This is a genomic window from Pseudoflavonifractor sp. BSD2780061688st1 E11 (assembly GCF_005844125.1).
Taxonomy (GTDB): Bacteria; Bacillota; Clostridia; order Lachnospirales; family Lachnospiraceae; genus Sellimonas; species Sellimonas catena.
Genome location: NZ_SPHM01000034.1, coordinates 1 through 12,239, shown reverse-complemented (window position 1 = coordinate 12,239; position 12,239 = coordinate 1). Strand labels below are relative to the sequence as shown.

Genomic DNA, 12,239 nt, shown 5'->3' with positions numbered 1-12,239 from the left:
CCGGAAGTCTCGGCTTCCGGGATTTTTCTAAAACAAATCACAAAGCAAATCTTAGTATTCGAACATATTCAAAGGCAAAAATCAGCCAAAACAATTCCAAATGAAACTGCTTGTACGGTTATATATATGAAATTTTTTATCTTGTCCGTGGCAATCGGAAACGAATTCGGCTCCATGAGATAAATATCTATTTTTAACCGTATGATTTAGAGCATGCATCGGTTATTTTAAAGAAAAATGAAATTGCAACCGTAGTAAGCAGAGAAAAAGTACGGTTATATTTCCAGGAAAATAAGTTACATCCGTACAGTATCATGAAAAACTGCGGTTACAATTTTAGGAAACTAGTTTTTCAACCGTATGACATAACAAAAAGCTACAGTTGTATTTGACAAAAATGAAATTACAACCGTATGGCGCGATTTGGACTACAGCTAGTTCAGCAAAAAAGTTTGTATTAACCGTACGGTTTCTAAAATAAGACAGCATTGTCGTGATTCAAACGATACTATGCAGAAATGGAAGGGGAAATGATATGACAGGTATCAAAGAAATGCTGCTGAAGGAACAGGACAGATTAGAAAAGATTCTTTCCAAAACGAGGAAACAAGTAAAAGATGCTCCGCCGGGATCCTTACGCCTGTCTAAAAGCAGTGGGTGGATTCAATATTATCACTGCATGCCGGGAGAAAAGAGAAATGGAGCATATATTCCGAAAGCCGATGAGGAACTGCCGCAAAAACTTGCTCAGAAAGCATATGATGAAAAAGTGTTGAAACTTGCCGAGAAGAGACTGGGCCAGCTAAAAAGGATCACAAAAGATTATGAGGATGATGAAATAGAAAACCTATTCATGAAGGAACATCCTGAAAGAAGAAAATTGATTTGTCCGGTGGAGCCATCATGGGATCAGCAGATACAAGAATGGGAATCCGGAGAATATAAGCGGAAAGAATTCCGTGAGGGTACACCTGTAATCATGACTGACAAAGGGGAGAGGGTGCGGTCGAAATCAGAGAAGATTCTGGCCGATTATTTCTACAGAAAAGGAATTCCGTATAAATATGAGTGTCCGCTCTATCTCAATGGTTTTGGCACTGTTTATCCCGATTTTACATTCCTGTCTAAAAAGACCGGAAAGGAAATTTACTGGGAGCATGATGGGAAAATGGACAGCCCGGAATACGCTGAAAATGCGGTCAGAAAAATCAACGCATACGAAGAAAATGACATTTACCCGGGCGAAAGACTGATCCTCACATTTGAGACAGGGAAAACAGTTCTGAATACAAAACGAATCGAAGAGCTCGTCGCCAGATATCTCATCTAAACTATAAAACAATCACAATCCTGTGATTTTTCCCTTGAAGAAAGCCAAAACTACCAAAATATGATACGATGGAACAAGAAAGATGGGAGGGAAAAGGATGCAGACATTATTGATTGTAGAAGATGATTTTGATTTGAATCATGCCATCTGCCTGGTGTTGGAAAAAGAGGGATATCGCGTTTTTTCAGCGTCATCCGTGGAAAGTGCCAAAGAGATCTGCCGGAAGGAAGAACTCCAGCTGATCATTCTGGATGTCAATCTGCCGGACGGGAACGGATTTTCTTTCTGCGACTGGGTAAACCACGAGAAAAAAACTCCGGTGATGTTTCTGACTGCCAGAGATCTGGAGGAGGACGCTCTGGCCGGATATGACATGGGAGCCGTGGATTATGTGACGAAGCCGTTTTCCATGAAAATTCTTTTGAAAAAAATCAGTATTATCCTGAAACATATGATTCCGGATGATTCGAAAGAGTACGATGATGGATGGCTGAAAGTGGATATCGATGGTGCAAAAGTCTTTGCGGGAGAGGAAGAATGTCTTCTTACACCGACAGAATTCCGGCTTCTGCGCCAGTTTTTGATGAACAGAAAGCAACTGCTCACCTATGATGTGCTGCTGGAACGATTGTGGGACAGTGGAAATCAGTTTGTCGATAAGCATGCGCTGGCGGTCAATATCAACAGGCTGCGAGGGAAAATCGAGGATGAAGAGCACAAATATATTTCAAACGTATACGGGATGGGATATCAATGGATTGGAGCATAATACTGGCAGGCCTGATGACAGCGGCAGTGCTTGTTCTTGGGCTTAAATATATCAAATTAAAAAAGGATGTACTGACTTTTGAAGGGAAGCTGGAACGAAATATGGATGCGCTTCTGTCGGGGAGAGAGCCGGATACGACAGAAGAAGTGGAAGATACCTTGTTTGGAAAATGCAGTGTCAGAATGAACCAGATTGGACGGATCTGGAAGCAGAAAGAGGAAGAAAACCGGGCAAGCAGGGAAGAACTGAAAAGCCTGATTTCCGATATTTCCCATCAGACGCGAACCCCGCTTTCTAATATGAAGGCATACCTTTCGCTTCTGCGGGAAGAGACGCAGCCGGACCGTCAGGAAGAATTCCTGAACAGCTTGGACAAGCAGGCGGATAAGCTGGAATTTCTTCTCCAAAGCATGGTGAAAATGTCCCGGCTGGAGACGGGGCTGATTCAGGTGCAGATGAAAACTTCTGATTTGTGCACTACAATCCGGAAGGCGATTGAAGAGATTGTGCCGGCGGCTGCGGGAAAACAGATCGCGCTTTATGTAGAGTGCCCGGACAGACTGTGGCTTCTTCATGATAGTAAATGGACGGAAGAAGCGATATTTAATGTCCTGGATAATGCTGTGAAATATACGCAGCGAGGCGGGGAGATTCATATCAGTGTGACCAGACAGGAGATTTTTACAAAAATCAGTATTCAGGATAATGGAAAAGGCATTGCACTGGAACGACAGGCGGAGATTTTTAAACGCTTTTACCGGGAACCGGAGGTGCACGAAGAGCCTGGAATCGGAATCGGCCTCTATCTCATAAGAAAGATTCTGGAACTTCAGAACGGATACATCGAAGTCCGATCCCAAGAAGGCGAGGGATCTGTTTTCTGCCTTTATCTTCCGGAAAGTCCGGAGCAGAATGTGGAAAATCACAAAACCGAGAATATTGCGGAATGAGACAGGTTTGTGATTTTTGACAGATATCCTTTAATTGTAGATAAAAATGACAGCAGAAAGTGAGGAGGGTATCTATGAATCAATGGATGGTAGAAGCAAAAGGTTTGAAAAAGTATTACAGGCTGGGGGAACATATTGTTAAGGCGCTGGACGGTGTGGATTTTACAGTAAAAGAGCAGGAATTTGTGGCGATTGTCGGGAAATCGGGCAGCGGGAAAAGCACACTTCTTCACATGCTGGGCGGATTGGACACTCCTACGGAAGGAAGCGTCTGCATAGACGGGAAAAATCTGGCCGGAATGAATAAGGAACAGTTGACGGTATTCCGGCGCAGAAAGGTCGGATTTGTTTTTCAGAATTATAATCTGGTGCAGGACTTGAATGTATACGAAAATATTGTACTGCCGATTGAACTGGACGGGCGCCCGGTGGACAAAAGATTTATGGAAGAGATGTTGGATCTTCTCAAGCTTCAGGAAAAGAAAGAAGCACTTCCGAGCAATCTGTCCGGCGGCCAGCAGCAAAGAGTCGCCATTGCGCGGGCGCTTGCATCAAAACCGCGGATTCTTCTTGCCGATGAACCGACCGGAAATCTGGACAGCGCATCCGGCCATGACGTGCTGGGGCTTCTGAAAGTGGCTGCAAGACAGTTCCGGCAGACCGTGATTTTGATTACCCACGATATGGACATTGCCCAGATGGCGGACCGGATTGTCCATATCGAAGATGGAAAAATCGTGAAAGAAAGGGGCTTTCACGATGAAAAATAATAATAGGCAGATCATTTCCAGACTGGCAAAAAGTGCGCTCGTAAAAAACAAAAGAAAAACGCTTACAATGTTTTTCGCTGTTTTATTGTCCGCCTTTCTTCTTTTCAGCGTGCTGACAGTCGGAGTGACTTATTTTAAAATGCAGAGGATCCAGAATATCCGAATGAACGGAGCTGAGTTTGATGCGATTATGTATGGAGTGACGGAAGAGCAGCAAGAATTCTGCGACGAAAACGAAGATATTCTACGGACCGGAATCTGCGCGGTGTCGGGATATGTAGAGGCGACAGACAAGGACAATACCCCAAACGTCGGACTGATGTGGGCGGATCCGACGTTCTGGGACACCATGATGAAACCGGCCCGGACGTCTGTAGAGGGAGAGTATCCGAAACAGGAAAATGAAATCATGGTGACGGAGAAGGCACTGGAAGAATGTGGCTATGGCAATCTCGATATCGGTGATACATTTCGAATGACGGTCGGAACGCCAAAAGGATCGTTTGAAAAAGAGTTCCGTATTTCCGGAAAATGGAGCGGCTACGGGGAGAAAAAGGTATTTTATGTCTCACAAAGTTTTTATGAAGCGTCCGGCTATCAGGTTTCGGATGTTGCCTCCGGCCGGTTTTATATGGATATCCGGCAGAAACTGATGACGGAAAAAGAGCAGAATGCTCTGATTGAGGATATGAATCTTGGAAAGCAGCAGAGAATGTTCTTTTCAGAGGATATGAGCTTTTCGATCTCTATTGTGACGGGCATGATGGGACTGGCTGCCATGATCTGTCTGTGTGCCTATCTTCTGATTTATAATATCATGTATCTGTCAGTGGCAGGAAATACAAGGTATTACGGACTTCTTCAGACGATTGGAATGACAGAACGTCAGATTTACAGCATGATTTACCGGCAGATGGCGGTAATCGGAGGGGGCGGAGCTGCATGCGGAATCCTTCTCGCGTGTGCAGTATCCTTTTTCCTGATCCCTTTTGTGGTAGAGTCGCTGGGAATCCGGACCGGGCAGGCAGGACAGGTACAGATTTCCTTTCATCCGCTGATTTTTGCGCTTACCATTCTGATTGTGGGGATAACGGTAATGGCGGCGGGAAGGAAACCGGCAAAGATCGCGGCAGGATGTTCTCCGCTGGAAGCGATTGGCTACCGGCCGCAGAAGAACAGAAGCTATTCCGGCAAGACCGGAAGAGGAAAGGTGCTGTGGAGACTGGCAAAGAAACAAATCACGAAAGAGAAAAAGAAGACAGGAATTGTGATGGTTTCTCTTGCATCCGGGCTTTCGATATTTCTGTGTCTGGCAACTCTTTTTTCCAGTCAGGGAGCAAGAGAATATACATCCAATTCCATGGATCTGGATCTGGTTGTACAAAATGACACGATTCGGAAAGAAACACAGGAGGAAAGGAAAGCGGTTCTGGATGATTCCGCTTTGGAGAACATGAAGCAGACACAAGGTGTAAAAAATGTACATCCGGTCTTTTTTGCGGAGATCATTGTGCCATGGGAACCGGAGTTTTCCGACATGTGGATGAAAGAATTTTATGAAATGTGGATGACGATTCCTTATGAGGATGAGAAGAAAGAATATCAGGAACATCCTGAAAATTTTGGCACTTCCATGATCGGGATCGATCAGGCAGCATTTGAAAATCTGAATCAGGCGTTGGCAGAGCCGGTGGATGAAGAAGCATTTATGCGGGGCGATACCTGCATTCTGTATCGGGACGGTCTGGATTTTACAAGTTCGGATGTCGAGGGAAAAGAGGTGACCTGCGCAGAGTATTCCAATCCGGAACATACGAAGACATTTTCCATTGCAGGCCTGACGGATGACAATTACTATACGGCGCTGGTTGGATATCCGCCGACCATCATTGTCTCAGAACAGGCGCTCAAAGAATTTGCGGCAGAACCAATGCTTTTTAAGATGGGGATCTATTATGAGGAAACATATGATCAGGAGACAGAAGACAGGATTCTTGGTGAACTGGAAGAGCTTTCCGGATACAGAGATTTATCGATGGAATCCAAAATTGATCTGATGGAAACGATCCGGGAGGCACAGGGAAATATGATGCTGGTAGGAACCGGGCTTGTGTTTATTCTGGCACTGATCGGTATTATGAATTATATCAATACCTCGATCAGCAGTGTGCAGAACAGGCTGGTGGAACTGTCAGTGCTGGAAAGCATCGGAATGACTGACCGGCAGATGAAATGGATGCTGCTTCTGGAAGGATTGTTTTACGCAGCAGGATCCCTTCTGATTACCATGACTGCCGGACTTGCAGTAACCTATGGAATCTTCCAGTCCATGAATTACCGCGGCGCTCCATTCGCCGTACCGGTTTTACCGCTCGTATGCGGAATTGCAGTCGTATTTCTGATTTGTATGACAGCACCTTTTATTGCGTGGAAGAAAATGGTAAAACAACATTCCCTGATAGAACGAATTCGGGGATTTGAATAATAAGGAGATGCACAAGAGGGACAGCGGGAGTCAAAGACTCATGATGTCCCTCTCTGTCTGTCCTTTCGCTTTTCCCAATTTCTTCAATTTCTTCGATTGCATATGAGATATTATATGGAAAACGAATAAAATTTAATGATTATCATTAAATTCTGTTTCGAAATTCTGGAAGCAGGTGTATAATAGAAGCAGGAAAGAACAGGGAAGATAGGAGGGAACTACTATGAAAAATGATTTTGAACTGGATACACAGCCAAAGAAAAAACAGGATTTTCTGAAACGAATCCGGATTTGGATCGGAGTTGCCATTTTTCTAACCGGGGCAATGACAATAGCCGGTATCGACTACACGGTAGATATGCTGTTTGTAAAAGGAATCGGAAAGCAGGAAATCGCATCCTTTGCATCCGGGGAGGTTTATTATTTTGTTATACTGATAGCATTTGTCTTATTGATTAAGATTTTGATTGATGAAAAGCCGTTTTCATCAACGCTGACAAAAGGGATTCAGTTAAGTGGACTCCTGTTCGTGATCGCGTCTATTGTGATCCCAAGACTGGGAGGATATCAGAGTTCCGGGTTCGAGATCTGTTCCTACGGATCTTTCGTGCTGATTGATGGGATGTTCCTTCTGCCGGGGCTGCTCTTAATTGTTCTTGGCCGGATCATCATGGCAGGTTTTGTGATGCAGAAAGAACTGGATGAAATCTTGTAAGGAGGAAAAACATGGCAATTATATTGAGACTGGACCGTGTGATGGCCGACAGAAAGATTTCTCTAAATGAACTTTCCAATCGGGTCGGAATCTCTACAGTAAACCTGTCTAATTTAAAAACTGGGAAAGTAAAAGCAATCCGGTTTTCGACTCTGGATGCCATCTGTGAAGTGCTGGACTGTCAGCCCGGGGACATTCTGGAGTTTCAAAAAAGAACGGAGGAAGAGGCAGACAAACTGGATATTGACGATACAGGCAAAAGGGATTAACATTAACTTATCATTTAATGTTTTGTATAAAACTAAAGGAAATTGAGGTGAAAAGCATGAGGAAGGAAGCCGGCAGGGAAGAATGGAAAAAACTATATGATGTGGCGACCAGAATCAGGGAATTGAAGCCGTGGGAGGACTTTTGGGATCTGGATCTGATTTGCCTGAGAGAAGGAGAAAAGGAGGATGCAGCCTTTGTCAGCATTCTTGGAAAAGGCGGAGAATATTATGGGATTGTTGTATATGAGGGGTACAGGGATCTCAATACGTTTATGATGATGCTGAATCAGGAAGCACTCAATTTGTCAACGGAGTTTGTAATGGGAAATCAGAGCAGTCTGGCCTGCTATTGGGGAAACAGAGAAGAGCTGACGGAAAAAGAGAGAGAAATCATCAAAGATACAGGATATAAATATCGTGGGAAAAATCAGTGGCTCTATTTCCGTTCCTATAAAGAAGGCTATTATCCATATCAGCTGAATCAGGACGAAGTGCATCGGATGTGCTATTATCTGGAGCTTCTGGAAGAGGCGGTTCTTACATACCGCAGCGAGGAGGTAAATGTAAATTTCCGGGGTGGAGAAATGTATGTGTATTCCATAGATCCGGATACGGATAATCATTACTGGGGTGCGGAAGAGCTTCCGTTTGTCTCCTTTAATTACCGGAGTCTGAAGCTGAATGATGCAGAAATCATAGAGACGTTAAAAAATGTACCAAATAATCGTTACGTTCTTGAGATGGATGTGGCATATCAGGCCGCAAAAATCAATGACAAAAGCTACGACCGTCCGGGAAGTATGAGAATGGTTGTGATAGCGGAGGCCAGGACAGAGCTGATTATGAAAGCGCAGATTCTCGGGCCGGAGGAGGATCAGCTGGAATCACTGGCAAACAGCCTGATCGAGTTTATCGGACAGTTTGGCGCACCGAGAGAGATCCGTGTCAGCAATATCATTGTAGAGGCGGCGCTCGAAGAGCTTTGTGAGATTACTGATATCAAGTTGAGACGGGTGAAGCGGCTTCCGGTCATTGAAGACTTTATGAATGGTATGGGAGAACGGATGCGATAAGGATGAATGAGACAGGGTTTTATGCCCTGTCTTTTCTGAATCTCTGAGATTGTGAAAGGACAATCCGAAAAAGACAAAATATTCTGAAAATAAATATTGCAAAAGGAAATAATAAATTAATGAAGAAAATATAGATAAATATATTGACAAAACGAAATTATGGTGCTATTATATAACCATAAAATAACAGACCAGAATTGTAAGACGGACGCGAGCCGTAAACATTCAGTTGTTATTTCCTTTCAACACAGGTGTTGGACGTTCCGAGAAAAATACAGGCGCTGAGTATCGGGACATCAAGTTTATGAAAGAGAGGTACAGACCACCAAAAACGTAAACTTATTTACCAAAATGAAATCCGGAAGAAAGAGGTAAACGAATGATTGAAGAATCAAAGTAAAGACGGGTGCTGATATTTAAAGTATTGGTATCCGTCTTTACACGTGGTATCAGAGGAGTGGAAGCGTCAAACCGCTTCTTTTTTTGTTGGAAATTTGTGCCTGTCCGGTGGGGGTGAATGGATGACAGAGAAGGTATGAAAATTTACTCAGGCATGGTGGAATCTCTTGAAGTGTTAAAAGTGATAAAGTATAATAATTGCATGGATCCGTTTTAAAAACGGAAGAAAGGATGCAGAAATGAGAAATTACTGGGATTGGGAAAGATTCGGAGAAGACATCAGGAGAACTGTTCAGGATGCCGTAGATTCGATGGATTTCAGAAGTCTGAATCAGACGATTACCGATACGATTAACAGTGCGGCGGGAAGCTTCAGGAAAAATTCAGGGAGCGCCAGACAGAGTGCAGGCGGAGAGCAAAGCACAAAAAAAGACTGGGCAAAAGTAGACTTAAGCAAGCTGAAGCGGCCGGTACTGTACGCCGGAACCGGAGGTAAGAAAGCAGCCGGCATGGCACTTTCCATTACAGGACTTGGAATTGGAGCAGTGTTTTTGCTTGGGTTCATTTTCACCGGTCTGACTATGCTTTTGCTGGAGCAAAATGCAGGCCTTACGTTTGGGTTTGTTACGCTTCTGATATTTACAGTGATTTTTGGAGGAATCGGGGCGGCCGGGCTGAAGAAGCTTGGGCGTGTAAGGCGTTTTCAGAGTTATCTCTCTGAACTGCAGGGAAAAGAATACTGTAATGTAAGCGAACTGGCCAGACGGACAAGGAAAAAGGAGAAAACCGTTTTAAAAGATCTGGAATGGATGATCGAAAAGCGCTGGTTTTTACAGGGACACCTGGATGATACAAATACATGCCTGATTACAAGCAACGATGCTTATGACGCGTATCGGGAGCTGATGCAAAAGCAGCAGGAAGCCCGAAAGAACGAAGAAGAAGAGAAAAAGAAAAAGGCATGGGAAGCGAAAACAAGGGAGGAGGAGCGTGCCAGAAAGAGGCAGCAGATGGATCCTCAGATCCGTACCGTAATCGAGACCGGGCAGAACTATATCCGGAAGCTGAAAGAGTGTAATGATGCGATACCGGGAGAAGTTGTATCCGAAAAGATTTCAAGGATGGAAGAGCTGACAAAGCGGATCTTTGAAAGAGTGGAGCAGGACCCGGATGCGGTGGATGACATTGAAAAGCTGATGGAATATTATCTCCCGACGGCGGTGAAACTGCTGGAAGCATATGAGGAGCTGGATCACCAGCCGGTACAGGGTGAAAATATTCTGAATTCTAAAAAAGAAATCGAAGATACACTTGATACGCTGAATATCGCATTTGAGAAGCTTCTGGATGACCTGTTTCAGGAAACAGCCTGGGATGTTTCATCAGATATTACTGTGCTGAAAATGATGCTGGCACAGGAAGGACTTACAGAAGACGATTTTAAAACAGGAGGGAAATCATGAGTCAGGATTTAAAAGATTTACAGACAGGTCCGGTATTGACCCTGGATCCGTTTCAAGATATGAAACAGGAGATCAAACCGGAGGAAAAAGAAGAGCCGGTTATGGATGAAAACGTATTGACAGACGAAGAGCGGAAAATGGCAGAGCAGTTTGCAAACCAGATCGATCTGACGAATTCGACCATGATTCTCCAGTATGGAGCCGGAACACAGAAAAAGATGGCCGATTTTTCGGAGACGGCGCTTGATAATGTGCGGACGAAAGATCTTGGCGAAGTGGGAGATCTTTTGAGCGGCGTTGTACAGGAGCTGAAAAATTTTGATGACGAGGAAGAAAAGGGATTTTTCGGCATTTTCAAAAAGCAGGCAAATAAACTGCAGAATCTGAAATCAAAATATGCAAGTGCAGAGACGAATGTCAATCAGATTTGCAAAGTACTGGAAGGGCATCAGGTTCAGCTTATGAAAGATATTGCCCTGCTGGACAAGATGTATGAATTAAATCTGACCTATTTTAAAGAATTGACCATGTATATCATGGCCGGAAAAAAGAAACTCAAAGACGTAAGGGAGAAAGATCTTGCAGAAATGAAACTGAAAGCGCAGAGAAGCGGTCTTGCTGAAGATGCGCAGTCGGCCAGAGATCTGGAATCCATGTGTCTGAGATTTGAGAAAAAGATTCACGATCTGGAGCTGACAAGGATGGTATCCATCCAGACTGCGCCGCAGATTCGTCTGGTGCAGAATAATGATACAATCATGGCAGAAAAAATCCAGTCCACGATTGTCAATACCATTCCGCTCTGGAAGAGTCAGATGGTACTTGCCCTTGGTGTTGCACATTCCAGACAGGCAGCAGAAGCACAGCGTGAAGTGACAGATATGACGAATGAGCTGTTAAGGAAAAATGCAGAGACTCTGAAGATGGCAACGGTAGAAACCGCAAAGGAATCCGAAAGAGGCATTGTAGATATGGAAACGCTCAAAGCGACCAATGAATCACTCATTTCTACTCTGGATGAAGTAATGCAGATTCAGGAAGACGGGCGTAGAAAGCGTCAGGAGGCAGAAGTAGAACTGCGTAAGATGGAGCAGGAATTAAAGGACAAGCTTCTTCAGATCAGATAATAAATAAAAAAGGCGTCCGTACGAATAAAAGTGCGGACGCTTTTTGTGTGAAAGCGAAAGACTGCTGACCGTATTACTCGGCTGTACAGACTTCGGTACGACTCTTTCTTTCGAAAATCATGCGGAAAATAAAGCGCACAAGCGGGCCGCAGAAGAAAATCTGCCAGAAAAAGGCCATCGGGAAATTGCAGACAAATGTCTGAAGCCATACCGGAATAAATTCAACACCGGGATGTTTAAAAATCACAGTGGCCCAGAAGCTCATGATCGGGCACATGAAAGCGACGGTGACGCTCGCTCTGGCAAGCGTGACGAAAATCGGTTTATCTTCGCCCGGGGTTACAAGACGGAACGCAATCTTTGGCGCAATCCGGTCGATAAAGAAGAAGCCCGTCACAAAGCAGATCGGGTAAATAATGACCATCTCACGAAAGGCATAGAGAATACCGGCATTTGTCAGTCCGCGCATACGCAGGCCGGTATTATAGAGTTCCATTGCTGCAACCATGAAAAAGGTCATCAGCAGTCCATAGATTACTTCTTGAAATTTTGTTTTTGGCATAATCAGTCCTCCTTAATTCATTTCAATGAAAAAGGCGTTAATCCACTGAATGCACAATAGACTACGCCTGGAAGACTTATTTCTATTTTGGCTGATTAAAGCCCTTTCCTTGTTTAGGTAACTATAAGATTTATTTGTACGTCGATCCGTACGCTGATGATTATAGCAAATTTATATTTAAAATTCAAACAGAAATTTTTCTCATAAAAACAGTAGAAAACATGTGATGAAATAAAAAAGAAAAAAAGATAAAAAAAGTTGTTGACATTTATAAGCCTGGATGATAATATATAACACGTTCCGCTGATAACTGTCAGCACAAAACAT

The 12,239-nt window shown here is 43.9% G+C and carries 11 protein-coding genes; 10 read left to right on the top strand and 1 reads right to left on the bottom strand.

Going from position 1 to position 12,239, the window contains the following annotated elements; genetic code table 11:
- Positions 1-535: 535 nt before the first annotated feature.
- The 10 genes from FGQ85_RS13890 (at position 536) to FGQ85_RS13845 (ending at position 11,350) form a co-directional block, all read left to right on the top strand.
- Positions 536-1,330: a hypothetical protein gene (locus tag FGQ85_RS13890; RefSeq protein WP_138373733.1), complete on the top strand. Its 795-nt coding sequence runs from the start codon at positions 536-538 to the stop codon at positions 1,328-1,330.
- Positions 1,331-1,427: 97 nt separating this feature from the next.
- Positions 1,428-2,099: a response regulator transcription factor gene (locus tag FGQ85_RS13885; RefSeq protein WP_138373732.1), complete on the top strand. Its 672-nt coding sequence runs from the start codon at positions 1,428-1,430 to the stop codon at positions 2,097-2,099.
- Positions 2,084-3,049 (top strand): HAMP domain-containing sensor histidine kinase, encoded by a 966-nt coding sequence (locus FGQ85_RS13880; protein ID WP_138373731.1) that lies wholly within the window; start codon positions 2,084-2,086, stop codon positions 3,047-3,049. The genes FGQ85_RS13885 and FGQ85_RS13880 overlap by 16 nt, the downstream gene beginning before the upstream one ends.
- A 74-nt stretch (positions 3,050-3,123) precedes the next feature.
- Entirely contained in the window at positions 3,124-3,819 is a 696-nt protein-coding gene (locus FGQ85_RS13875; protein WP_138373730.1) for an ABC transporter ATP-binding protein, read from the top strand.
- Entirely contained in the window at positions 3,809-6,304 is a 2,496-nt protein-coding gene (locus FGQ85_RS13870; protein WP_138373729.1) for an ABC transporter permease, read from the top strand. The genes FGQ85_RS13875 and FGQ85_RS13870 overlap by 11 nt, the downstream gene beginning before the upstream one ends.
- Before the next feature lie 223 nt (positions 6,305-6,527).
- Positions 6,528-7,019 carry a hypothetical protein gene (locus FGQ85_RS13865; protein ID WP_138373728.1) on the top strand — a complete coding sequence of 164 codons (492 nt, stop codon included), beginning with the start codon at positions 6,528-6,530 and terminating at the stop codon, positions 7,017-7,019.
- 11 nt (positions 7,020-7,030) lie between these two features.
- The gene (locus FGQ85_RS13860) at positions 7,031-7,288 is read left to right on the top strand and encodes a helix-turn-helix transcriptional regulator (protein WP_138373727.1); all 258 of its coding nucleotides are present in this window, start codon (positions 7,031-7,033) and stop codon (positions 7,286-7,288) included.
- 56 nt (positions 7,289-7,344) lie between these two features.
- Positions 7,345-8,361 (top strand): hypothetical protein, encoded by a 1,017-nt coding sequence (locus FGQ85_RS13855; protein ID WP_138373726.1) that lies wholly within the window; start codon positions 7,345-7,347, stop codon positions 8,359-8,361.
- A gap of 638 nt (positions 8,362-8,999) precedes the next feature.
- Complete coding sequence (locus FGQ85_RS13850; protein ID WP_087169707.1) at positions 9,000-10,223, top strand: 5-bromo-4-chloroindolyl phosphate hydrolysis family protein; 1,224 nt, start codon at positions 9,000-9,002, stop codon at positions 10,221-10,223.
- Complete coding sequence (locus FGQ85_RS13845) at positions 10,220-11,350, top strand: toxic anion resistance protein (protein ID WP_138373725.1); 1,131 nt, start codon at positions 10,220-10,222, stop codon at positions 11,348-11,350. Before FGQ85_RS13850 ends, FGQ85_RS13845 begins: the two co-directional genes overlap by 4 nt.
- A gap of 73 nt (positions 11,351-11,423) precedes the next feature.
- Here FGQ85_RS13845 and FGQ85_RS13840 read toward each other — a convergent pair whose 3' ends face one another.
- Positions 11,424-11,912 carry a DUF2798 domain-containing protein gene (locus tag FGQ85_RS13840; protein WP_138373724.1) on the bottom strand — a complete coding sequence of 163 codons (489 nt, stop codon included), beginning with the start codon at positions 11,910-11,912 and terminating at the stop codon, positions 11,424-11,426.
- Positions 11,913-12,239 lie beyond the last annotated feature (327 nt).

Coding starts and splice junctions, on each gene's coding strand:
- FGQ85_RS13890 (WP_138373733.1), top strand. CDS start 536: ATGACAGGTATCAAAGAAATGCTGCTGAAGGAACAGGACAGATTAGAA.
- FGQ85_RS13885 (WP_138373732.1), top strand. CDS start 1,428: ATGCAGACATTATTGATTGTAGAAGATGATTTTGATTTGAATCATGCC.
- FGQ85_RS13880 (WP_138373731.1), top strand. CDS start 2,084: ATGGATTGGAGCATAATACTGGCAGGCCTGATGACAGCGGCAGTGCTT.
- FGQ85_RS13875 (WP_138373730.1), top strand. CDS start 3,124: ATGAATCAATGGATGGTAGAAGCAAAAGGTTTGAAAAAGTATTACAGG.
- FGQ85_RS13870 (WP_138373729.1), top strand. CDS start 3,809: ATGAAAAATAATAATAGGCAGATCATTTCCAGACTGGCAAAAAGTGCG.
- FGQ85_RS13865 (WP_138373728.1), top strand. CDS start 6,528: ATGAAAAATGATTTTGAACTGGATACACAGCCAAAGAAAAAACAGGAT.
- FGQ85_RS13860 (WP_138373727.1), top strand. CDS start 7,031: ATGGCAATTATATTGAGACTGGACCGTGTGATGGCCGACAGAAAGATT.
- FGQ85_RS13855 (WP_138373726.1), top strand. CDS start 7,345: ATGAGGAAGGAAGCCGGCAGGGAAGAATGGAAAAAACTATATGATGTG.
- FGQ85_RS13850 (WP_087169707.1), top strand. CDS start 9,000: ATGAGAAATTACTGGGATTGGGAAAGATTCGGAGAAGACATCAGGAGA.
- FGQ85_RS13845 (WP_138373725.1), top strand. CDS start 10,220: ATGAGTCAGGATTTAAAAGATTTACAGACAGGTCCGGTATTGACCCTG.
- FGQ85_RS13840 (WP_138373724.1), bottom strand. CDS start 11,912: ATGCCAAAAACAAAATTTCAAGAAGTAATCTATGGACTGCTGATGACC.